Source organism: Mucilaginibacter gossypii, assembly GCF_900100945.1.
Classification (GTDB): domain Bacteria; phylum Bacteroidota; class Bacteroidia; order Sphingobacteriales; family Sphingobacteriaceae; genus Mucilaginibacter; species Mucilaginibacter gossypii.
The window spans coordinates 574,298-599,722 of sequence record NZ_FNCG01000001.1 but is presented as its reverse complement, the minus strand read 5'-3'; the positions used below and the strand labels follow the sequence as shown (position 1 = coordinate 599,722).

At 43.7% G+C, this 25,425-nt stretch carries 14 protein-coding genes; 2 read left to right on the top strand and 12 right to left on the bottom strand.

Annotated elements, in window-relative coordinates; translation table 11 throughout:
• The 8 genes from BLS28_RS02580 to BLS28_RS02545 all read right to left on the bottom strand — a co-directional run bounded on the left by BLS28_RS02580 (position 1) and on the right by BLS28_RS02545 (position 17,202).
• A complete protein-coding gene (locus BLS28_RS02580; protein ID WP_091162730.1) occupies positions 1-2,130 on the bottom strand; it encodes a family 20 glycosylhydrolase in 2,130 nt (709 codons plus the stop codon).
• Positions 2,131-2,225: 95 nt separating this feature from the next.
• Positions 2,226-4,427 carry an alpha-galactosidase gene (locus BLS28_RS02575; RefSeq protein WP_218134331.1) on the bottom strand — a complete coding sequence of 734 codons (2,202 nt, stop codon included), beginning with the start codon at positions 4,425-4,427 and terminating at the stop codon, positions 2,226-2,228.
• Between the two features lie 60 nt (positions 4,428-4,487).
• Positions 4,488-5,414, bottom strand: coding sequence for a metallophosphoesterase family protein (locus BLS28_RS02570; protein WP_091162729.1), 927 nt, complete (start codon positions 5,412-5,414; stop codon positions 4,488-4,490).
• 4 nt (positions 5,415-5,418) lie between these two features.
• Positions 5,419-7,758: an AGE family epimerase/isomerase gene (locus BLS28_RS02565; RefSeq protein WP_091162728.1), complete on the bottom strand. Its 2,340-nt coding sequence runs from the start codon at positions 7,756-7,758 to the stop codon at positions 5,419-5,421.
• A gap of 9 nt (positions 7,759-7,767) precedes the next feature.
• The gene (locus BLS28_RS02560) at positions 7,768-10,326 is read right to left on the bottom strand and encodes a hypothetical protein (RefSeq protein ID WP_091162727.1); all 2,559 of its coding nucleotides are present in this window, start codon (positions 10,324-10,326) and stop codon (positions 7,768-7,770) included.
• 174 nt (positions 10,327-10,500) lie between these two features.
• A complete protein-coding gene (locus BLS28_RS02555) occupies positions 10,501-12,345 on the bottom strand; it encodes a RagB/SusD family nutrient uptake outer membrane protein (protein WP_091162726.1) in 1,845 nt (614 codons plus the stop codon).
• Between the two features lie 18 nt (positions 12,346-12,363).
• The gene (locus BLS28_RS02550) at positions 12,364-15,789 is read right to left on the bottom strand and encodes a SusC/RagA family TonB-linked outer membrane protein (protein ID WP_176844348.1); all 3,426 of its coding nucleotides are present in this window, start codon (positions 15,787-15,789) and stop codon (positions 12,364-12,366) included.
• 285 nt (positions 15,790-16,074) lie between these two features.
• Positions 16,075-17,202, bottom strand: coding sequence for a FecR family protein (locus BLS28_RS02545; protein ID WP_176844347.1), 1,128 nt, complete (start codon positions 17,200-17,202; stop codon positions 16,075-16,077).
• 628 nt (positions 17,203-17,830) lie between these two features.
• Between BLS28_RS02545 and BLS28_RS02535 the strand changes: the two genes are divergently transcribed.
• Positions 17,831-18,400, top strand: a complete 570-nt coding sequence (locus BLS28_RS02535) for an RNA polymerase sigma-70 factor (protein ID WP_091162722.1) — start codon at positions 17,831-17,833, stop codon at positions 18,398-18,400.
• Positions 18,401-18,657: 257 nt separating this feature from the next.
• Positions 18,658-19,347, top strand: coding sequence for a ribose 5-phosphate isomerase A (gene rpiA, locus BLS28_RS02530; RefSeq protein ID WP_091162721.1), 690 nt, complete (start codon positions 18,658-18,660; stop codon positions 19,345-19,347).
• 3 nt (positions 19,348-19,350) lie between these two features.
• Here the strand turns inward: rpiA and BLS28_RS02525 are convergent, their stop codons facing one another.
• The 4 genes from BLS28_RS02525 to BLS28_RS02510 form a co-directional block, all read right to left on the bottom strand.
• On the bottom strand, positions 19,351-19,947 hold the full coding sequence (locus tag BLS28_RS02525) for a TetR/AcrR family transcriptional regulator (RefSeq protein ID WP_091162720.1): 597 nt from the start codon (positions 19,945-19,947) through the stop codon (positions 19,351-19,353).
• Positions 19,948-19,951: 4 nt separating this feature from the next.
• Positions 19,952-20,551 (bottom strand): TetR/AcrR family transcriptional regulator, encoded by a 600-nt coding sequence (locus tag BLS28_RS02520; protein WP_091162719.1) that lies wholly within the window; start codon positions 20,549-20,551, stop codon positions 19,952-19,954.
• Between the two features lie 248 nt (positions 20,552-20,799).
• Positions 20,800-22,209 carry an efflux transporter outer membrane subunit gene (locus tag BLS28_RS02515; RefSeq protein WP_090527198.1) on the bottom strand — a complete coding sequence of 470 codons (1,410 nt, stop codon included), beginning with the start codon at positions 22,207-22,209 and terminating at the stop codon, positions 20,800-20,802.
• Positions 22,210-22,229: 20 nt separating this feature from the next.
• Positions 22,230-25,400, bottom strand: a complete 3,171-nt coding sequence (locus tag BLS28_RS02510; protein ID WP_091162718.1) for an efflux RND transporter permease subunit — start codon at positions 25,398-25,400, stop codon at positions 22,230-22,232.
• Positions 25,401-25,425: the final 25 nt, after the last annotated feature.

The following is a 25,425-nucleotide window of genomic DNA, read 5'->3' as shown; positions in this document are numbered from 1 at the left end:
TTAATCGACTAATAGTTTAGCATTTAAATACAATGCCATTATTTCATCTCTGTTCAATATCCGGCCGAATACTTTTATATTAGTTAAAAACGCTAAAGCTGAAAGATGGCCGCAGCTGCTTCCTATTGTTTTTAGCGGACAAACGAATTGCTTTTCGACTGATTCTGTCTCTTTGCCATCGATATACAAAGTACAGTTGTTATGCCCGCCGGTCAAGGTTATCTGCGTCCATTTATTTACAGGGACAATGCTATTAAATACCTGCCGGTAAAAATCTTCACCCTCACCTGCGTACTCTTTATAGCCAACAGTCCGGGCAATACCTAAACCGGTCTTGCCTGATTTTTTATCTTTAAGGTTTAGGAAAATTGTTCCGTAGGGCGATTCGAACAGTACCGTCGTTGTATCGCGGGCATCAGTTTTTTTAACCCGGAAGCTCAATGTCCAGGGTTGTTCTAACTCGTCGGCTGGTAAGTTTAGCCGAACAAAATCATGCCCATCAAGCGCCAATACAGATTTTGATTCGTAACCGGTTAAAGATTTTATTAGGTGTTTATTTACAGCGTCGGGTAAACTATGTTCTTTAAAGTCAACATTAATGATTGGATCGCTGTTTTTGGAAACATCCAGCAGCCTTGTATCATTTACCTGAGGTACGTTTTTCAGACCGTCAACTCTCTTTATAAATTCATCAAAAGTAGGTGACATTTTATTGCCCCATAGTTTTTCGGCCATTACGGGTAACGCCACCGCAACCTCGTCTGCCGTTTCATGATAGGTAAAACCCATTGGCCCAAGATCATTCCATACATGCAGCTTCGCCCCTAACAAATCAGGTTCGCCTGGGTTTAGCTGCTGGTTTGGCCCGAAATCATTCGGTGCCCATTTTTCATACAAAAACTTATTATCTACGCCATAGTAATTTGTACCCGGAACAATATACAGCCACCCGTCAGTTGATTGTACTACCTGGTGACCCGCTTTAATCTCCTCCTTCGCATTATTACCCAACCACATATCAATCATTATATTGCTATCAATAGGGGTAAATCCCGGCATTTCGTTGTATCCGGACCATATCATTACGTTTTTCCCTTTAGCACCTATGTATCTGTTGAAATGATTGATATAGTTACAAAACCCTGCTGCAAAAGCCTTACGGTCTTCTGTCGTAGTAGCCTTTTTAAACCTGTATTCGTCAGTTCCGATATGGAAATACGGTGATGGAAATAACGGCACAAATTCATCGTATATTTTTTCCATTATAACGGTGGTTTTGGGATTTAATACATCTAATTGTCCGTCCTGCAACTTCTCATTTTTTAGCTCGGGGGCAATATCCAAAATACTCATGGCATGGGCGGGCGCATCAATTTCCGGGATGATATTTATGCTACGATCTGCGGCGTATTGGATCAATTCCCTGATTTCCTGCTGTGTGTAAAACCCATCTGTTGATGTCAGCTGAGGATATGTTTCGCTTTGGATCCTGAAAGCCGCGTAATGCTGGCCGTGAAAAGCCTGATCGTTTAAATGCAATTGTAATTGGTTCATTTTATACCAGCTCATGCGGCATATGTAATCTTTCAGCTGCGATACCGGGAAAAATTTGCGCCCAACATCCAGCATAAATCCCCTAAAAGGGTAAGCAGGGATATCTGAAATAATATAGCAAGGAATACTTTGCTTATCGGCGCTCTTTTCAATTAACTGCAACAAAGTCCGGGTAGCGTAAAAAACACCTGCCTCATCCATTGCCTTTATAATGATCTTATCCGGTTTGATTTCCAGGTGATAAGATTCCTTTTGGAGTTGAGTTAAGTGAGGCTGGGGTTTTATTTTTATGATGATATCATTCTTCCCTCCTTTTGCCTGTAACCCGGATTGCCGCTCCTTGCCCCGCAACGCAGCCATGTCTTCAAGGAAGATCGCAACGGTTTTTTGCGTTGAAACAGATGGCTTAAACTTAAATAGCGTAGCAGCGCTGATAATAAAACTACCGTTACCTGCCTGCCACTGATGAACCGCCGGTATAATGTTCGGCGCAATATTATTCACCTGGGCGTGCAGGCCCGATTGTATTAAAACAAAGAACGTGATGTACGTGATTAATTTTTTTGTTGAGATCATTCAAATGAATTTCGATGTGGTTGTAAATAACAATTAAGAAAACTGGAGGGGTAGTTTTGTCGCTTCTCCGGTGGTTTTAACCATATCCGTAGCATTTATTCAATAGTAAACCATGTATAACTCCCGGGCGCTATGTTGAAGGTTAGCGTGATCTCATATTTCCTGTCAACAGGATACTTTTTGGCTATCCCTCCCTTTTCCCTAAGCAGGGCCGAACTTGTTAAACCTGTGTAGTATAGGGGTACCTTAATGGTTCTTGTAATCGCAACTTTAAGCGGGTTGTAAAGCATGATCATTCCTTTTGTACCCAGTTTCGGATTCACGTGCAGCAAACCATCCCAATCTCTGCCATCGGCCCGGCGAAGATGAATAATCTCAGAATTTAGGATACTGCGATATTTTTTATACCAATCAATGACACCTACCACCATCTTCCGGGTAGCTTCGGTATCATACAATCTTGGTCCGCGGTAACAGGCCTGAACTCCCGCCCCGTAATATTGCACCATCAATTGTTCATAATCTTTCAAATGATCCGAAAGCGGTTCCAGCACGGCTTCGGGGCCACCACCCTGATACCGGGTAAGCGGTACAAATCCCCAGCCCATGGCAGGGGTCTTTTCCCAGGTACCATCAAAAATATTCTGACGGTTCAGGATCATTTGCTGATCACGCGGCAAAGAAAAGTTAACTTCGCGGTAGCCTAAGGCAATTTTATTGGTGCCATCCAGAAAATACCAGTCGGGAGCGTTTACATAAACACCGTGCTCATTGCACCAATGATATAAACCTTTTTGCAGTTCCATTTGCTGCCATTGGCTATCATCCAGGTTTTTATGGCCGGGGTGTGTAGTTGAAGCACAAACATCGCCGGGATAAGGGCCGTCATTTTCAAAAATGTCGAACCCGGTTTTACTAATAAAGTATTTTAACTTATCCAGATAAGCCAGGCCCCATTTGCTGCCCAAACAAGGGGCATTACCAAAGAAAGCAGCGGCATCCGGCTTTTTTGTTACCGGATCGATCACATCATCTTCATCGCTGATCCGCCTCGAACTAAATAAAGAATAGCCCCCTATCAGGATGTGTTTACTATGCGCATAATTTGACAGTGTTTTCCAGCGTTGGATGTTGACAGCCGAGCTGTCTTCCATATTGCAATGGCTTCCAAAACTGAGGATCAGGGCTTCATACCCTGTCTCCGCGCATTGGTCTATAGCTTTTTTTACATCATCATCGTTACGGCTTACGAGGTGCATAAAAATGGGATTTTCGGTTGTCCATGGAGCTATGGTGCTGTACATTTTCCTGATAGCCAATCCCCGCCTTTCGCGGTCATAACTATCCAACAGTAACTCATAAGTGCGAACCGAGTTAAAAACCTGCCCCTTTCCCAACGCTATACCAGTAGCCTTTTCCGGGTATACCTCTAATAAACACGGGGTCTGATAATTATAATTTACCTGTGATGTATAATTACTATCGGCTTTCCAATGGGTAGTTTGGTCGCTGATATCATATCGCATAGAGTTATTGAAGGCATAATTAGTCTCCAAATAGAGGCCATGCTGTTTTTCCATTTGCGCCGGCGAGCCAACTACGGCACTCTCCTCCTCTACCGTTGCAAGCACCTCATTTATAACCCTGTTTAACGTCATCGCTTTATTTCCTTTATTCTGAACCGAAAGCCATTTTACAATAAGAGGGATGTTATTATACAGTTCATAATGTACAGTAACAAGCAGATCTTTTAAACCGTCAACATTTGATTTATAGGTAAATGACAGCATTTTACCGGAGCCAGGAACAGTATTCAGTGCCCATCCCCGCGGTTTCCAGCGGATGTAGGGAGGAATATCCGTTACCGAAAAGGATTGAAACTGAAAATCATTTTCATTGCCTTTGAATCCGCTAACCCATTCGGGCAGCAGATAGGCATTCTCCTTTTGCCCGTAAAGGCCTCCGATATTATATTCCCTGCCATCAACGGTTAACTTTGCTTCGGGCTTTACAGCCCTCAGCAATTGCTGGCCGTTGCTCATATTGCTGTAATCAATGCAGGCCACATTTTGCTGAATCCGGAAGGTCCTTTTTACTAAACCATTGCTCAAAATAATGTTTTTACCATCAGCATAAACATCGGCTTTTTGCTGAACCGGGTTTACCAGCCAATCCTGAGAAAGGATCGGCCTGTTATTTTCCTTCCAGACAGGTAATTTATTATTCGCTTCTTGTGAACTGGCGATGTTGATGATGCCCCAAAAAGCAATCGTCGAAAAAAACAGCTTTCTTTTCATTTATTTCTTTTCAATTTGTTCAATAATTTAAAAGCAACACTATACGGATAACCTGTTCAGTCAGAACGAATGCGGATAATAGCGGTTACTTACGCTTCCATCCTCAAATAAATCTAATATAGCATAGCCGGGCGGGGTTTCGCGGTAATAACATTTAGCCGCCGAATCACTATCGCCGTCTTCCCACCAAAATCCACTTAAGGCGCCGTTACAATAGTAGCGAACGCCATCATAACCGGCCTCATCAAGTAAATGGATATGGCCGCTTATACACGTGATTGTTTTGTCGCGATGTTTATTAAATAAATTAGTGATATATCTCGCATCTGTATGGTTGCCACCTTCCATTATGGTGCTTACGCCCAAAATCGGGTAATGGCTCATACACAAAACAGGGGTGCCGCGCCGCAGTGACGCCAGGTCGTTCTCCAGCCATTTTCGCTGTTCAGCATCTAATGAACCTGCATTATCATTATTACTGTCGAGAATGATAAAATGCCACCCATGCTTTTCAAAACTGTAAAAGCGGCCCGGCATTTCAAGCTGAGCGATAACATGCGGTTTGCCATACATGCTGTCGGATTTGTCAGGGCAAGCCCACCACATATCATGATTACCCAAACAACTGTATACTTCATATCCCTTAAATCTTTCACGGGCGTTTTTCCATATCGCCCACTGTTCGTTGACCCGTTCACGGGTAATATTATTATAGTCGGCAGCGAATATGGAATCACCTCCGTTTAGAAAAAAATCGACCTTATGCTTCTTTATTTCTTCAATGCAGCGCCCGAAACGTTCAGGTGCATTGTATTCGGGGCGGATATGTACATCTGTAATATGCGCTACCCTTAATACCCGTTTCTTTTCATGCGGACCGGCCAAAGCATTCGGTTCGCGTTTTACTCCCAATGGCAATGATATGGCGAGCAAGCCTATCCCCTTTACCAGGTCCCGCCTTTTTTTTGAGTCGACAGTGTTTGTCATGTTTTTAGTTGAGTGTTTTAATGGCCAAAATTTTGTTGCCCGTGGTGATTTGCAACTGTACTTTTTGTCCTGCTTTTACCATCACTTTAGGCCAATGTAAAAACGCGGTATACGGAAGCGGCTTCTGAGCCTGGGCGCTGCTTTCTGCAAAAACGGCTACGTTGGCATCATACCCAGTGTTGTTGCTCACCAGCAACGTGGTCGATTTCTTATCCTTCTTCAAAACAGCAGCGTGCACATGATCAAAAACCAGGAGTTTTTCCTTATCTGTCTGAAGATAAATTCCGGGCAATTCAATCGCCATTAACATACCGTTGGTTTCCGTCCACGAATTCCGGGTGTTTATGAAATTGCCAACGCTCCCCCCGCCTTCGGCGTCGCTGGGCTGAATTCGTTCCATGCTCGATCCGATAAGGTTGTTTGTAGTATAATGACCTGGCATATTTACTGCTTCGGCGTGCGCATGTTGAATATCCCTTATCAAATCTGCATATAATTTGTTACCTGTTGCACGGTATAATTTGAACAGGTAATCGCCCGAGGCTTCACAAATACCCGGAGCCGAATGTTTATTTTGAATACTGGCCCAAACTGCCCCGGCCATATGGCAGTTCAACTTCGCGATCTGGCTGCCGGCTGGAAAAACAGGATCATAGGACAACACCCAGGTTGAGCAAAGCGCCGCTTCTACCTCAGCTTTTTGCAACCAGCTTTTATCGCCGGTAACGTTATATAAGGCCATCAATGATTCTAAAAAACCAAATGCCGATTCTGAATTAGCATCCATGCTAATATCCCCGCAGTCGCCGCCGGTGAGGCCCTGGTTTACCACATCGCGCTGGTAATAATAATTGGCAGCATCCCTGGCTATTCCAAGCCACTCCGGATGATTAAAGTAATTTGCCGCAATGGCGAGCCCGCCGGGCGCTATCGCTCCCGCCGTGGAGTTAAATACGGCTATCTCGCCAGTTTCGGGTACGATGTACTGCCCAAACTCGCCGTATCTTTTCCAGGTGTTAGTAAAAGCTTCGGCCAGTTTCTTAGCGGCCGACTCCCATTCGGGCTTAATTATATTTCCAAAACCCTGCGCTTTCAGCAGCAACAGATGTTTCATCAGCCACAATAAAGCGTCACTGTTTTTGCGTACCATAGCCTGGCCTTCCGCGAAATCGGGGTGCATTTTTTCAAAAAGCAGGCGGCCATTTGCTTCTATTCCGCCATAAAAAAAGCCGCTTTTCCCCTGAAGTTTATTCACAACAAAGTCGATCTCTTCCGCCACCCGCTCACGTTCTTTTGCATTATTAAGCGCCAGCATAGGATAGGTATTCATCATACCGCTCACCCAACCCAACTGAAAATCGTCATTATTTTCGGGCTTGTAATAACTACCGGCAGGAACATGTATAAAATTACCGCTGCATATAGCCGAACCTACTGCAAGTACCTTACTCATAGGCAATATATTGCGGGGGCTATTTGGCCCGGTTATATCCTTACGTACCTGCATAAACTTCGTAAGCAAATCGGGTATGTTGCGGGCATCAAATACGCACAATCTCATCGCGATGGTTACATGGTCGCCGGGTTTCCAGTCGCGTGCTTTATCGCCACTTTCATGAAAATCCCCAAACCCGGGCGCCAGTCTGCGCACCGCCGGTGCCGAAATGCGAAAGCTGCAACTATCTTGTTTTGCATTTTCTGCAATGGTAAGGCCACTGTTGCCCAACTGGGTCTGCTGGGTGGTCAACAGGATAAAGCCTTTCTTTAGCGATGGTGAATAGAAGCACATTGCCGGCGTTGCTGCATTGCCGGTTTGTAACTGCACCAGCGATGCTTTATCGGGTTCTGCGGATAACCTGGGGTTATTTGAAATGGTTAGCGGTACTTTGGGGTTATAGTACATGTCCCTGGTGTAGGGTGGATTGTACCCGTTTCCAATAGCAGGATACCTGTTCCCGTTATACATACTTGCAGGCATCATAACATAATTCTTCCTGCTCCAACGGCTGAAGTCAAAAGATACCTCCAGGGCCGTGGCAGCTGCATGGCCTTCTTTTAACTTAATATCAGCGGTGATATCCAGTATCCCGGCGCTTGCACCCTGTTTTGCGGTTAAGTTAAGCAACCACTGGGCACTGTCTGTTGTAAGGCTGTTGTTCCCGAACACAAATTTATTTAATGCTTTGGTGCCCTCATATTGGATAGCGCTTACACGTATATTTCCATGCACCGCTTTTAAAAAATCCGGAGTTATAAGCTTTTTTGCTCCCTGCGCGTGGGCAATGCCTGTTAAGCATGTATAAATTATGAATGCGGAAAGGCAGCTTTTTTTGTTAAAGTTCATGTTAAATCATCAAAGTGCTATACCCGGACCTACGGATGAAACCAGCAGTTCCATATTTACTTTTTGATTGCTGTTATGCAAGGCGCTAACCTGGATTGACGATGCCCCGTGCGGAAGGCTCAAATTGCCCTGAGTAGGAATTTCAGCGATCTTCTTTCTGTTCTTATCCGCTACATAGCGAGCATTATCCTTCAGGATAATAAATTCGCCATTGGTAATTTTTTTGTCGATTGAAAGTTCTGTACCGTCCTGAAAAGTGATCCTGATGCCATCAGCATATCCGTCTTTTTCGGTTGATGATATCCGTATCGCACAATCCAGCGGCTGCGCATCAAATTCATTATTTAACCGGCAGGTATTTTTTTCGATAGTGTATTGCTGGTCAGGAAAGCGGGTTTCACGTACAGGATATAAAACGAAAGACTTTTCGCCGTTTTGCACCAGGTGAAATTTATAGTTTAAATTTTTTAAACGCTCTTTTACCGCTTTGGTGAAAACATTCGAGGCCCTTGCATTTTCCCAGGCGCGGTATGCCTTGAAAATGTTATTCTTTTCCGGGCAATTTTCAACAGTGTGCTGGCTCAAACCAAGCATATAAGTTGCATTCCAACCAATTGATTTGGCTTCCAGGTTTTCTGCGTCATATAAACTCCAATCACTGTGCAAATCAACTATTCCGAATGTTGCAGGTAAATAACTGCTCTCAAAAACATATCGCATATCTTTCCCCTCTATTCCCCATTGGTTCAATACCGGATTAAACATATTATTGCCGCCGCCAACATTGCAAACGCTCATATAATGCCAGTTGCCTTCATAAACCGCACTTCCCATTACGCGGAGGTAATCACCTCCATTTTTTGCATAGGTATCAAATAATTTCCTGAAAAACTGTTTAAAGGAATATTGCCCCTGTCCCTGGTATATACAACTCTCCAGGCCATCAAAATCAATATAATCCATCCCTCCTTCTGTGAGCCACTTGCCATAATAATCTGCATATACTTTTTGCAAATTCATATCCGGAACAAAACCACGATAGCAGTTAGGCTGCAGCTTTACTATTGTAGTACCCTTTTTATAGGTACCTCTTTTTGTTCCGTAAAGCCCCCTTTTGATATGTAAAAAGGTGTAAGGCTTGCTCTCGCTAATGCCATTGTATTCTATAAGCTCCTTCCCTATTTTCAGCACATTGGTATGGTTACCTTCCCATCCACCAAACTCGTTGAAATAGGCCCTGTCGGCCACCGTTATAACCGTGTCCTGATCAGTAAGATTTTTGGTTATGGAAGTGCGCTGCATAATGGCCAGGCTATCGCTCGGTACCGGGGCCACATCGCTGTTATTATCAGGCTGCAGAAACTCGCACAGGGTATGCAGTCCATACCTGATCCCATTTTTCTTCATCAATGCACCATAGTCCGGAATGTTCATGGGAGCCGCGTTGTTGAAATTTATTTTTCTGTTAGTCCAGCGATTTTGCGGGTTGGGATAATATTCGCCCCATCCTTCATCCTGTACGCCTTTGATGGCTAATTGATGAGCATAGGTGATCAGGCTGTCATGAGCGCCATGCCATGCAATATCAGGGCGATATGCTTTAGGGTCTTTGATCCATTGACCATCAATTTCGGGATGCGGCAGCCCTTCCTTTAAAACTATTTGTTCGATAGTGCGGAGCCCGACAGAATCGGGACAGGCAAGCAAAGCAACCGACGACCCGATGTAATCGGCATTAACCGGCGGCACCAACTGGTACCTGGCCGAATTTACCTTCCCATCCAAATTATCGGGCAACACCGGGAAGCGTATCATCTGTTCCTTTCTCCGGTCTCTTGAATGCATGCAAACTGTAGAACCAAAAGCGGGTTCAAGTCTTGCCCCGTTTCCGTAGTTCATCCGGTAATACTCTTCCGGATGTGAATAAAACGCCACATCATTTATCCCATCTCCGCCGATTGTGAAAGTTTGACCTTCCTTAAGATTTGGAGGCAAGGGGTATTTCAGGGGATCAGGCGAATGAATAAAATAGTACATGAAAGACATGTCGCCTCCTGTTGGAGGGCCGCCGGTGGTATTGTCATTTAAACCCAGTATGCCAAATGCGAAATCATCATCTCTCACTACGCCCAGGATATCTCCTATTGTTTTAGAGATAGTTAATTTATAAGGGCCCCAAACGATATTATCAACCCCGTTTCGCGGCTTAAGCGATACCAGTTTCAATCGTACATACTCCCCTTTTTCATCAGTTTGCACCGTTGCCACCGAACCATTAGGATAGTGTAGCGTTATACGCTTATTGAGCGTGTTAAATGCAGCGGATACCGGCAGTATATAGTTTTCGCCTTTGTACAGACTAAGCAAGGCAGAAACTTTACCGGCAGGGCAATATTCTTTATGGGATGATTTATCCTTAATACTGGTAATGAACCCACGTTTGTTTATACTAAGCGTGACAAACTTTGTGTTTAAAGTAATGGTTTGTGCATTTGCCTGCGGGTGAATTACCAGCATCATACTGAACGCCAGGAGAACTAAAAAACCTGTGTTCAATTTATTTATCATGTTATAAAAACTCATATATAATTAACTAAAAAGCATTTCCAATTTCTAAGTACCGCTTTCTGATCAATGATAAAAGAGGGCGCCCTGTACCACCATACAGGGACGCCTCTTCAACTAAACCTCATGTAGTCTCATTACCGGAAGTACACTTAAAAAATAAAACACATTCGGCACCTATTGTATCACCGGATTAAATGTTCCGCCATCCCATCCTATATTTTGCTGCAGATTTTTGTTTTGTAAAATATACTGCGGATCAATAGGACCGAAATAATAGGCATCGGGTATATTGATTTGACTGGTGGCACCAGGATCTATCGGCTCATATTTGTAATTGGTAATAGCCTTAAGAAAAGCGTTACGATCAAACGATGCCGGTGAATTGACTATCAGATTAGAAAGCTGTGCGGCAATCCCGCTATTACTTTGCGTAATATTAATACCATATTGAGAGGATGCAGCCGCGCTGTTAAAGTACGGCCCGTAAGCGTGCAGCGTACCCATGCTATTCAGTACATTAAACATCCGCCTGCGCCTTAAATCCCAAAATCGTTTTCCTTCAAAAGCAAACTCTATAGCCCGTTCGGTCATAACAGCGTTCAATGTGGCCTGATAATCAGAGCCAACCGATGCAGCCAATCCATAATTTCCTGCTCCTGCTGTTATATGGGCCCTTTGGCGGATTTGAATAATATAGGCCCTTGCTTCGGCCGGGTGCTGTACTTCATTAGCAGCCTCAGCAAGGTTAAGTAAAACCTCAGCATACCTGATGATAGGCCAATCAAAAGCCTGGCGGTTCCAAACGCTTGAACCCAATGTGGTATCAATCCCCTTACGGCAATAAAAACCAGTGATATTATAATTGGGTGTGGCTTTGTAGGCATCATCCCCGGCTATCGTGTTAAAAATCCATTGCACACGTGGTGTAATATCCGCAAAATCATACCTGGCGCCATTATACACAATTGTTTGATAGAAGCGCGGATCCCTGTCCTTCCAAAACTCTGTAGGGTCATATCCCGAAGCCGGGTCGGAAATTGGGAGACCATTTTTCATGGGATAAGCCTGCACCATCTCCCAGGTAGGATCACAGGAGCCTGCAGCGCCAGAGGTTTCAGTTAAAGGCCTTTGCCCTTGTTGAAAGCCATTTGTTTTTTCGGGATAATGGTAGCGTAAGCTCAAAACCATTTCCTTAGCAGCCCCGGCCTTATCATACCACATGTTTTCATTTGGTTTTGCAGTATTATCGGTATATAAGCCATAACCATCAGCATCTAACTCAGTTTTAGCGGCCAGCAAGGCACTATAAGCATCATTCCAATAAGTGGCATTAGGTGTTTTGCAAAACAGGGGGCTTGCTTTTAGTAACAGGGCTTCGCCTTTTACCGCCATAGCCGCGCCTTTGGTAACCCGGCCAATATCATTTGAACCCCAGGTAGCCGGCAATAAATTAATTGCGCTATCCAACTGTTTGCCAATAAAATCAAAACACTCAAGTGACGAATTTCTTTTTACCAGTAAAGTATTTATATCGGCTGTTGGGTCCTGAACCGCGGTAATGATTGGCACCCCTCCTAATACTTTTACCATCCTGTAGTATAAATATGCGCGGAAGAAGTATGCCTGGCCTTTCAGGCTTTTATAATCGGCATCAGATAGAGCAGATTTACTTTTATCAATATTTGCAAAAAAGTTATTGATAGACCTTACCCTTCCCCAGTCCCAAACCCTGTCGGGGTAACCGCTTTGGCTTGTATAAGTGCCTTTAAGAAAAGAGTTAAGGCCATTGCCGCCGCTGCCACCAGAATAAGCTTCGCCGGCCAGTTCTTCATTTCTGTTCCAGGAAGGTAAAATATTATAGAAATTGGTTACATATCCTTTTACAAAATCAGGACTGCCCCATTCCTGCTCTGGCGTAATTGGGCCTCCCGGATGATCAACATCAAATACCTTTTTACAGGATATTGTTAAAGCAATTATCCCCAATAAAACGAATAGTATATTGAATTTAAGTTTCATGATCTAATAATTTAATGTTTAAAGTGTTACATTAAGCCCGCAGGTAAACCCTCTTAATACAGGGTACATTCTAAAGTCGCCGCCCAGTTCAGGGTCCCAATCGGTTACATGGTTCCATTGATACAGGTTTTCGCCGCTGAAATAAACCTTCACAGCTTTAACTTTTATTTTCAACAACAAGCTTACCGGCAAACTATAGTCAACAATTAAGGACTTTAACCGCAGGAAAGCGCCATTTTTTAACCAGAATGTAGATGACACCTCGCTGTTGCTTGTGCCTTGCCAGTCGGTCATAATAGGACTTGGCATGGTAGCGGTAGAGGCTGTTTGCGGAGTCCATGCATTTTTCCAGATGGTTAAATTATCATTGCCAGGTAAAGGCCGCCTGTAGTAAACATCGGTAGGCATAATGTCGTAACGGCCCAAACCAGCAAATACAGCGGTGAGGTTAAGTCCTTTCCAGCCAAATGTGAAGTTGAAGCCATAATTAACACGCGGTATCCCGTTTTTTGAAATGATCTGCTGGTCGTTCCCGTCAATTTTCCCATCAGGCGAATCGGTACCCAGCGGGCCCCTGATGTCCTTGTACATCAACATCCCGGGCTGTGGCTTGCTGCCAAATATGGTAAAATTGGGGCCGTTAGCTTTTAAAATATTATCCACGTCCTGCTGTGTTCTGATAATTCCATCGGATACATAACCCCATATAATCCCGTTAATGGGTTGTCCTATCAGGTTCTGGTAACCACGAACTGACGCTGCCTGGTCAACCTTCAGATATTTGTTGGCAGAATATGACCAGTTGCCAGACACGCGATAGAAAAAGTCATTGATGTGCCGTTCGTGGCTAAGAGATAGCTCAATACCCCGTGCCGATGCTATCCCATAATTAACTGCAGGCAAGCTTGCTCCAACCGTACTTGGGACCGATGCTACACGTGCACCAAGAATATCGGTGGTTTTTTTGTACCATAAATCAACAGTTCCGGTAAGGATTCTTTTTGGCATGCCAAAGTCTAAACCCAGGTTGTAGTTATGATTTTTTTCCCATGTGATATTGGGGTTGATAGTTGCACCCAACGTTGTTGAAGGCGGAAGCCCGGATCCTATATAAATACCTGAGTTTGCGTTAAAGTTGTAGGTTTGTTGCCATTGCCATGGAGCTGTATTATCTGTACCGGTTATACCGTAAGAAAAACGCAGCTTCAAAACATCAAGGACTTTAGTATAATTTGCAAAGAAGTTTTCATTGGCGATATTCCAGCCTGCTGAAACGGCCGGAAAATATCCCCAACGCTTATTTGACGGAAAGATATAAGAACCGTCGGCCCTCATGGTAAAGCCAAGCAAATATTTTGAGGCGTAATTGTAATCAACCCTGCCAAAATAGGAAGCGAAGCCTGTAGGCTGGTTCTGATCGCCCCTGATATACCAGTCGGTGCTATTGGTTGATCCGCCGTTAATTTGCTGATAGTTAGGGTTGCTGTAATTGTCATCCCAAATGGTTGAATAATGGCCCCGGTATGCCGATTGCTCATAGCCGGCAAACGCGCTGATATTATGAAGGCCAAAAGATCGGTCATAATTCAACATCAAATCCAGTTGGTAATTAGATGACTGCGAATATGACTCCTGCAATTCGGTAGGTGCACCAATTCCGGAAATCTGGGCCTGGTCTAATATCTGATAGCCTCCTGATCGTGTTAAATCCAATTTATCGGTAACGATGTGGTTATGGTCGCCACCGGTTTGGAAATAATAAATGTAAGGTGCATTACGCCATGCTTTGGTGTAATTATTAGTGGTATTGTAAGCGAAAGTACCCTTTGCCGATAGTCCGGTTATTCCTGGGATATCATATTTCAATTGAAAAACCGGGGTAATATTATTGCCCGACGGCTTGGTGTAGCCACCATTTCCCTTTGCCAGGTTGGCGGTATTGGTGTTATCAAAGTTGCCAACAGGAAGGCCATTAATAAAAGAGGGCCGGCCGGGATTTACCATTAACAGCCTGTTGTACATGTTCGACAAATTGAAATCCCCATAATCATAGGCCCAGAACGGACGGCTGCCGTTATTCCATTCGCTTTGGATATTTAAATTATAGCTCCATCGCTCAGAAATTTGTCCATCTATTTTTGCTGTTAAATTATATTTACGGAAGGAATTTGAGGTTGCCCCTTCCTGCTGGAAATACCCTGCCGAGATATAGTACCTGGCTGCTTGCGAACCACCGCTTACGGCTAAGTTATGTGAAGTATTCCATGGATTACGCCAGGTATCTTTTAACCAATCGTACGAATGTGTTTTGAAATAATCTAACTCGTCAGGTGTATAGTAGCTTGGATCGTTTGCCGGCAAACCTTTTTGGGCAAATGCCTCATTGGCAAAAGTATAAGCATCAAAAGCATTCATTCTCCGCGGTGTAATTTCACGGTTATTCATGGTATATGATGCATTGTAGGATATAAAGGTTTTATTGGCTACGCCATGTTTTGTTGTAATCAAAACAACACCGTTACCGCCCCTGATACCATAAATCGCGGTTGACGCGGCATCTTTCAGGATACTGATGTTATCGATATCGGCCGGGTTAATGGTGGCAAATGTTGTTGCATCCCTTACAAAACCGTCTATCACGTATAGCGGGTCTGTCCCGCCCTGCCAGGTTGAGGACTCCCTGATTTTAATATTAGCGCTTGCGCCAGGATAACTACCTTGCGTAGTAACGGTAACGCCTGGTGACAGGCCTTGCAACAAATTGGCTGGGGAAGATGTAGGGCGGTTTTCAAGTGCAGATGATTTAATTACACCTATTGCACCTGTCAGGTTTTCTTTTTTCTGCGTACCATAGGCAACCACAACTATTTCGCTGAGCCCGCTTACATCGGCTTCCATCCTTACCAGCATAGGTGTACCGGGAGTAACCTGCAATTCTTTTTTCACATAGCCAACAAATGAAAAAACAAGTGTTGCGTTCCCATCCGGAACCTCTATGTTGAATTTACCACTGGCGTCGGATATTGTGATGGCTTGACTTCCCTTTACTGAAATAGTCACGCCGGCCAGCGGTATATTTTTGTTATCAAATACCTGCCCGCTTATCTTAACCGGGCTTACATTTAAGCTGGTAACCACATTATCAACAGTCTTTTCAATTTGCTGAAGAACAATGTTGTTATTAACCTTTTTATAAGTTAAGGACTGATTTTTAAGACATTCCTTTAATGCCTCATCTATTGAGGCATCTTTCAGATGAATGGTTACACTTTTATTTTGTACATCTTTTGAATCATAAAAAAACACATATCCTGTTTGTTTATTTATCTGGTTAAGTACTTTTTTCAGTGAGGAATTTGTTTCATCCAGGTTAATTTTTTGACTATACACTTTTGCGCTACATTCAAGAAGGGCAACTAACATGATCAAGGTAGTCAATTTCATAACTAATAACATTTTGCGCGGCCACGGACAACGCATGGCCATTAAAAAAGCATTTAATTTCATACTTTTGTTGAGTTGGGTTAACAGATAGTTAGAGACACTAAACATATTCCCGTTTTGCGGGGAGGGTTAACTCAATATTTAACCGCATTCCGATTGCCCTCGGGATGCGTTTTTTTTGAGTTAACCTTGTGGGGATGGGCCCAAATTTTGAAGGCCGGATGTGTATTTATTTTTCCATAGGGTTCTCGTCTTTTTAGGTGAATAATTGGTTAATTACAGGTGTTAATTCATTACAATAATTGTTTTCCCATCTATTTTGTAATGTATTTGCTTAAAACTCAGAATATCCAGTATTTGTGAAAGATTGACGTTCCTGGAAATTTCGCCCGAGAATCTTCGTGAGGGTAATTGTCCTTCATATTTTATTTCAACACCATACCAGCGCGAAAGCTGCCGCATTACTTCCTGAATATTATTGTCTTCAAAAAAGAAAAATCCATTTTTCCAGGCCACCACTTCATCCGCATCTACATTCATAACATCGATCAGGCCGTGGTCAAACCTTGCCTGCTGCCCAGGTTTAATGATATTACTCACTTTCCCGGCCGATACTTTTACACTGCCTTCGAGCAGGGTAGTTTTAACAGCCTGCTCATCATTATAGGCATTGATATTGAAGTGGGTGCCTAATACCTCCACTGTTTGCCCGTTTGAAATAACTTTGAAGGGCTTTTTGGCATTGTGTGCAACTTCAAAATAGGCCTCGCCGGTAAGTTCTACCCTGCGTTCGTTACCATTAAAAACTACCGGGTATTTTATTGATGACGATGCGTTTAACCATACTTTAGTACCATCGGCCAAAATAAATTGATACTGCCCGCCTTGCGGCGTAGTAGCGGTGTTATATATAATGTTCTTTGACGGATGGAAGTCCACAACAACATCCCTATAACTAATTTGGCCGTCGGCGGCTTTTTTTATAAGGATGTTATCCTGACGTGCGAGTTTTCCAATCTTTGCACCATTTAATACGATAGTGCTTCCATCGCCTAATGTTAATATGGCTTTGTTTCCGCCCGGGGCCACATCCTGTTTTTGAGGCTTAACTGCAGCTATTTGCCGGCGGGAATTATTATTAATGCTAAAAAAGTATCCCCCCACAGCCATAAAAAAAAGTATTGAAGCAGCAATTGCCCAACGCGATAATTGTATCCTTTTTGTCCTTCCCTGTATTTCATTCAGCAGATTATCAAGGCTCTCTTTCTGATCTTCTTCCAATTGCTCCTGCGACAAATAAGGATCGCCGTGCTTGTATTTTAAATACCAGCTTTCAACCAAAGCGTTCTCTGCCGGAGTAGTCATGCCGCTGTTATACCGTTCTATTAAATCTTCGATGTCTTGTGGTTGCATAATCGTTAAAGGATATATCATCCTTATTACCCTATATACAACTACTACCGGGGGGAGGGAGTAGATAAAAATTAAAAAATTGAAAATAATTTACCCGATGATAGGTTGGGGAAGGTATCACCTCCTATTACTGTAAGAAAGCTTATTGAAAACTGACTTTTGGTTTAGCTATTCCAAGTTGCCGGATAGTGTCGTTAATGCTTTCAGACATAAGAATTTGTCAAAAATAAGTTCAACGCAAACGTTTGTTTATCGTAACAAGGCTCATAAATATGTTTTTTGAGTTTTATAACCGCGAAGTGTTGTTATTGAAAGCCTGTATTAATTACCCCGACGGTAAAATCTTTACCAATCAGTTAAAAATAGCGCTCTTAATCAGCGGATTAAAGCGACATAGCGCTCGCATTGAGGGCAAGAACCTTTTTGTTAAAGCTGATTCGCCCAAATTAACGCAAACGGTTGCGTAGAACTTTAGCGCTTAAAATCACTCCAGTCCTCTTAATTTGTAACAACAATTATACGATTAGATAAACAGGAACCCGGTTTCAGGCGATTCGTTTATCCCGGGCCTCAATGGTCATCAATCAATAAATATCGCTTTGCAAATTTATAATCAATGTAAACTTTAATGGCTTTGTACGGTAAATATAGTGACGACGATTTGATAACGCTGTTAAGGCAAGATGACATATCTGCTTTTACGGCGATTCATTCGCGCTATTACGGAGCGTTATATCAGCATGCGTATAAAAGATTGCCGGACAGGGATACTGTTAAAGATATTTTACAGGAGCTTTTTATCCATTTATGGGACCAAAGAACATCAATTGATATTAAAGGCAGTTTGCAGGCTTATTTATGTACCGCTATACGGAACAAGGTTTTAAACGTTTTTAAGCACGAGAAAGTAAAAGCCAATTACATTACCTCATTAATTAATTTTAAGGAAACCTGCGAATCTACAACGGATGAAAATTTAAGAAATAAAGAACTTATTGCCCTGATTAAGGCCGAAGTAAGCTCTTTACCTCCAAAAATGAAACTGATATTTGAGTTAAGCAGGGATTCAAACCTGTCGCACAACGAAATTGCCGAAATATTGGAGATAAGCCCCTTAACTGTTAGAAAGCAGGTAAACAATTCTTTAAAAATACTGAGGGCAAAATTAGCGTCACATCTGCTAACGCTGTTTTTATAACCAGGTTTTAACACTTACGTGGTGTATTTTGATATGCGATAATACCATCCTGACAGATTACAAAAAATTTATGCTGTTTTAAAATGTTCCCGGTTTTGATTCGTCTTCATTATTAAAGAAGGTTAAAATCATTAAATAAACAATAACATGAAAAAGCATATCATATCAACAGCACATAGTCAGTTGTGGGAGGGCATAGACGACTAAAAGAGTAAATTAACAAAGGTTATTAGCGGCAGGTGCTGTATCTTAGCGCCATGACGGATTATAAACTGGAAGCAGCTAAAGCCGCTTTAACCTTGATTACCCCCAATCAAATTATTGGTTTGGGAGCCGGGAGCACCATAGCTCATTTGGTTAATATGTTAGCCCAGGATCGTAAGCTTGCGGCTTCCTTAATATTTACCTCATCATCATTCAAAACAACTCAACTGCTAAGCACATACGGTTTGCGCATTCAGTCGCCTGCCTTGCTTAATAAACTCGATATCTATTTTGATGGCTGCGACCAGTTTGACAGCGAACTAAACGCCCTGAAAAGCGGCGGCGGGATCCATACTACCGAAAAGGTCCTTGCCTCAATGGCGCATGAATTTATTTTGCTGGGCGATGAGGGAAAATTCTCAGCCCAACTTAACGCTACATATCCGCTGGTTATAGAGATATTACCCCAGGCTTTACAAATTGTACTGGCAAAACTGGCAATCCTATTTCCCCAGGCTACGCTTACCCAACGTATGAGCACACAGAAAGATGGGGCTTTGATATCAGATAATGGTAATATGCTGATCGATGTACAATTTACTGAACTGCCCGAACCGGTTAAATTAAATACCCTGGTTAAAATGATACCGGGTATTGTTGAACACTCTTTATTTTACCAAATGGCCGGCAGGGCAATTATTGCAGGCGAAAATGGTATCCGGACCATAAGGCCTCAACGGTAACTATCAGTCGGCATTATTTAAAACGGCGATACCTTTTAACGTACAAACGCCATAGTTAAAATGGTTTAAAAGCTGCAGCTGGACATCCCATAAATTAAATTCGGCATGAGGATATACGGAGGCGTTAAAACCAAGTTCAATCTGGTTAACCCGCATAATGGCAATTATTCTGGTATCAATTTCGGGACGGACATACCCTTGATCGATACCTTTTTTTAACAGCTTCTCAATGATATTGACCATGAAGCCTGTTTTAAATTTCAGGTATAACATCCAGCCTTCGTGATGGTACTTTTGCAGATCGAACAAAACAGCAGGGTTAACCCTCGAAAAGATCTCCCCTGTACATTTGGTGAGCTCAACCATCTCATCCATCATATTACCCGTGTCACTAATAATTGAGCAAAGCATTGCCTCATCATCGGCCAGCCGCTTTTTTACAAGAGCAGTAACAAGTTCATTTTTGTCCCTGAAATGCTGGTAAATTGTTTTTTTGGAGATCCCCAGATGCCGGGCAATATCATCCATGGTAATGCTTTTTATCCCTGCTTCAAGAAAAAGCGCTTCACTCCCATTTAAAACCCGCTCCTTCTCAATCATAGCGTTAGGTAGTTATCAAAGCGGTGATCCCCCTGATAGCGCCAATCAGGATCTCCTGGTTCATTTTTTCATCCCGCGTGAGCTGGATCATGTTAATGGCTATCAATCCATGAATTACGGCCCAGTAGGTGTAGTATTTTTTTTGAACTTCCTCCTCACTTACCTCCCGGGGTGCATACAGCGCCCGTATCACTTCAGAAACCATCGCCGGAAAAACCAATGCTTCCGCTATCCGGTTTTCTACCGGGCTGCAACCTGTACCAACAGCAAACATCAGCTGGTAAAGCTCCTTATAGGCAATTGCAAAGTTCCAGTAAGCCAACCACATAGCCTCCATCTGTTCAATGGCGTCTGTATGTGCCTCTTTTGCCAGCTTTACCATAGCTGCCAGCTTCAGGTGCCCCTTGCGGGCAAGCTCGGTATACAAAGCTTCCTTGCTTTCAAAATACTCGTAAATAGCAGGAGCCGTGTACTCGATATGCTCAGCAAGTTTCCGCATACTTAACGCATCACATCCCTCACACTTGATCATATCCAATGCAGCGTCCAGTATTTTTCGGCGGGTATCATCCTTTTGCCGCAATATCCGTTCTTTACTTCCCATGTTTTAACCTCTCAATCACAAGCAAAATTCACTTTAATTTATTCATTAATAAATAATTAACCATAATTAAATTATCAATTTGGTTTAGATGATTGTATGATAACAGGCTTTACAAAAATCAATTAGTTGGCATAGATAATAAATGTTTAAACAACTTCAAAATATGTCAAAATCACCACCGACTATAAAAGAAGCCCGGCAGCTCAATTGCAAACCGGGCTTCATGATTAACATGGTGCCAATATCATCTATTTCCAACCGCCCCCTAGAGCGCGGTAAAGGTTAACTATGGCTTGCAATTCCTGCAAATGATCGTTAACGCCGCTTAACTGGGCAGCAAGCAAGTTTTGTTCTGAAGTTAAAACATCGGTATAGTTAGTTGCCGAGCTGTAACGCAGCAACTCTTTGGTATAATCAACCGATTTTTCAAGCGCCTGCAACTGTTTAACCCTTGAGCCTTGTTTTTCAATGGCGTTTTGGTAGGAGAACAACGCATTGGTTACCTCCTGCCCCGCCGTGAGTAATGATTTTTGATAAGCATAATAAGCTTCCTGTTGCTGGGCTTGCGCTGTTCTTAAACGCGCCCGGTTTTGACCTTTGTTAAAAATGGGCTGGGTAATGCCGCCAACAAAGTTGTAAAATATGGAATGATCAAAAAAGTTCTTCAACTGCAGGGTTGATAAACCGGCCTGCCCGGTAATGGTAAGCTGCGGATAAAAATAAGTACGTGCCAGGTTGGTATTCTCAAACGCACTCCTGAAGGCAAACTCAGCTTCCTGCACATCCGGGCGATTTTTTAAGAGCTGGGATGGGATGCCCGTTTTCAGGTCGGCCACAGGTTTCTGTTCGCTTAGCGTTGTACGTTTGATAGTACCGGGTGCTCTTGCCAGTAAAATACTTAATGCGTTCTCGGCTTCGCGGATGCTTTGTTTAAGATCGGGTATGGTAACCTCGGCGGCATAGCGGTTAGCTTCGCTTTGTACAACGGCCGCGCCGTTTACCACAGCACCTTCCTTCAGGGCTTTTACGGTCTCTACATCTTTTACCCGTATGGTAAGCGTTTGCTGAGTGATAGCCAATTGCTCATCAAGCGCCAGCAGGTTATAATAAGCGTTTGCTATATCGGCTATGAGCTGGGTTTGAACCGCTCTTTTAGCAGCGTCACTTTGCAGCAATGACGCCAGCGCCGCTCTTTTCGAACTGCTTAATTTACCCCAGATATCGGCCTCCCAACTGGTACTTAACGCTGCCTGGTAGGTGGTTGTTTTCAGGTTGAACGAGTTGGCAAACTCAGGCGGAAAATTTAAGCTTGCTGCTGATGTCTTTGCTCTTGTAACAGTTCCGCTCCCTTCCAGGCTTGGCAGATATGCCGCCTTGCTTTGGTTAAATGTTGCCTGGGCCTCATTAATGCGCTGTACGGCAGTTTTTAAATCGAGGTTTTCACGCAGCCCCTCCTGGATCAGGTTTACCAGTACGGTATCAGAAAATAGCTGGCTTACCGGCATGCTGGCCATTGATGTGGTATCGCTGATAGTGGTATCGCGATACAACTTATCGGTATTTACTACCGGCTGCTGGTATTTTTTTGTAACACATGAGGCAAGTACCGCGGTTGCTGCCAGCGTAGCCAGTATTTGCCGTTTATATGAATGGATCATTTTTTTGCTTATTTATCGTTTTAAAAATTTTGCTCTGAGGCTACCGTTTCGGTCTCAATCTCTATTTCTTTTCCAACAGGTTTACCGCTTACGCGTTCCTGGAGTGATTGGAAGATGATGAACAGTACCGGGATCACAAACACACCGAATATGGTACCGATCAGCATCCCGCCTACAGCGCCTGTACCTATTGAGCGGTTACCTTCGGCACCTGCTCCTGATGCAATCATTAGCGGGACTAAGCCCAGTATAAATGCGAAAGAGGTCATCAAAATAGGCCTTAAACGGGCAACCGAGCCATCAATAGCGGCCTGCACAATGCTTTCGCCGTTTCGCCTGCGGGCTACCGCAAACTCAACTATCAGAATGGCATTTTTGGCTAACAGACCGATGAGCATGATAAGGGTGATCTGCAAATAAATATTATTTTGAATGCCGAAGATCTTAGCGAAAATGAACGCGCCGGCCAAACCTATAGGCAGTGACAGTAATACAGCAAATGGCAGGATATAGCTCTCGTACTGCGCACTTAATAAGAAGTATACAAACACCAAACACAGCAGGAAAATAAAAATAGTTTGGCTGCCGCTGGCAATCTCCTCGCGCGTAAGGCCCGAAAACTCGAACCCATAACCGGCAGGCAATGTTTTTGCGCCTACTTCCTGAATGGCTTTAATGGCATCGCCCGTGCTGAAGCCCGGTTTCGGAGCACCGTTTACCGAAATAGAAGTAAACAGGTTAAAACGGTTAACTGATTCAGGGCCGTAAACCTTTTTCAACGTAACAAACTCAGATATAGGCGCCATGGTATTATTGGCATTGCGTACATACATATTGTTCAGGCTGCCGGTGGTACCCCTGTAAGCGGCATCTGCCTGGATCATTACACGGTATTGCTTGCCAAACTCATTGAAGTTGGAGGCATAAACACCGCCAAAATATCCCTGTAAAGCGCTTAATACCGAATTTACAGTAATACCGGCATCCTTACATTTAGCCACATTGACATCAACCAAAAACTGCGGGAAGTTGGTGTTAAAAAACGTAGACGCATATTGAATTTCGGGACGCTGGTTTAATGCGCCCAGGAACTTGCCGTTTATTTCGGCAAATTTCACAATATCGCCGCCGGTTTTGTCCTGCACCTGGAACTCGAAACCGCTGCTGTTACCAAAGCCCTGCAAAGTTGGCGGGGCAAAGAACAGGACGGTAGCACCTTTAATTCCGGCTGTCATGCCAAATAGTTTGCCGATAACGGTGTTCACATCAGACCCTTTGGCCGTGCGTTTGTCCCAGGGTTTCAGCTTAACCATGATTAAGCCATATGAACCACCCGCGCCGCTCAGTATGCCCTGGCCGGCAACCCTGATAGTCGACTCCACTTCGGGCAGGGACCTTACCATACCTGATACCTTGTCGATAACCTCGGTAGTACGCTCCAGTGACGCGGCAGGCGGCAATGAGATATCGCCAATAATAAAACCCTGATCTTCATTAGGCACAAAGCCCGATGGCGTTGTTTTTAGCAGGAACCAAAATATCAACCCAAAAACCGCAATACCGGCAATCGAGAGCCATTTTTTGGCCGCAAGAAAGCTTACAGATTTTTTGTATTTGCGGGTAATTGTATCAAAACTGGTATTAAAGGCTGTATAAAATCTTTGTAACAGGCCTGTTTTATGATGCTCGCCTTCGGGATGCGGTTTCAATAACAGCGCGCACAATGCCGGGCTTAATGTTAAAGCGTTTACTGCAGATATAAAAATCGCGACAGCAAGCGTTAAACCAAACTGTTTATAAAACACCCCGGTTGAACCGGTAATGAATGTTACCGGGATAAACACGGCAGCCATTACCAAAGTGATGGATACTATAGCGCCGCTGATGTCATTCATGGCGCTGATTGTAGCCGCTTTTGCCGATTTAGCCCCATGATCAAGCTTAGCGTGTACGGCCTCAACCACCACAATGGCATCATCCACCACAATACCAATGGCCAGCACCATGGCAAATAGCGTAAGCAGGTTAATGGTAAAACCAAACAGTTGCAGAAAGAAAAAAGTACCCACAATAGCCACAGGCACCGCGATAGCCGGGATCAGCGTGGAACGGAAATCCTGAAGGAATACGAACACCACGATAAACACCAGTACAAATGCTTCAATCAGGGTGTGCACAACTTTTTCTATCGAGGCATCTAAAAAGTCATTAACACTAAAAAGGGAAGTATAACTAATGCCAGCGGGGAACGTTTTCGACGCGGCCTCAATAGTCTGCTCGCAGTTTTTAATTAACTCATGCGCGTTTGAACCAGCAGTTTGATAAATGGCTATAGCTACTGCAGGTTTGCCATTCATGGTAGTAGCATTGGCGTAACTTTGCGCGCCAAGCTCAACCCGCGCTATATCTTTCAGGCGCAACAGCTGCCCCTTGGTTGATGAGCGGATCACGATGTTTTCAAACTCGGGCACACTGGTAAGCCTGCCTTTATATTTCAATACATACTGGAATGACTGATTATCGTTCTCTCCTACTTTACCCGGCGCTGCTTCAATGTTCTGCTCGGCCAGGGCGCTGTTCACATCATCTGGTACAAGGCCGTAGGTGGCCATTACATCGGGCTTTAACCAAATACGCATGGAATAATCCTGTATGCCAAATGATGACGCGTCACCTACACCGCTGATACGCTTGATCTGCGGCAGCACGTTAATGTTGGCATAGTTCTGCAAAAATTTCTCGTCGTAGCTTTTATTATCGCTCGACAGGGAAAATACCACCACCATACTGCTTTGCCGTTTACTGGTGGTAACACCCGCCTTTGTAACTTCGGCCGGTAATAAACTGGTGGCTTTTGACACCCTGTTCTGCACGTTTACCGCCGCCAGGTCGGGGTCGGTACCTTGTTTAAAATAAACAGTGATAACAGCGCTGCCGTCATTACTTGCAGTAGAGGTCATGTAGGTCATGTTCTCCACGGCGTTAATTTGCTCTTCGAGCGGTACGATAACACTTTTCATTACCACTTCGGCATTAGCGCCCTGGTATGATGCGGATACCTGCACGGTAGGCGGTGCTATATCGGGGTATTCTGATATGGGCAAGGTTGTAAGGCCCAGGATACCCAGTATGACTATAATTACCGATATTACGGTAGATAGTACTGGTCGTTCAATGAATGTACGTAACATATTGTTTATGTTGATGCCGGGTAAA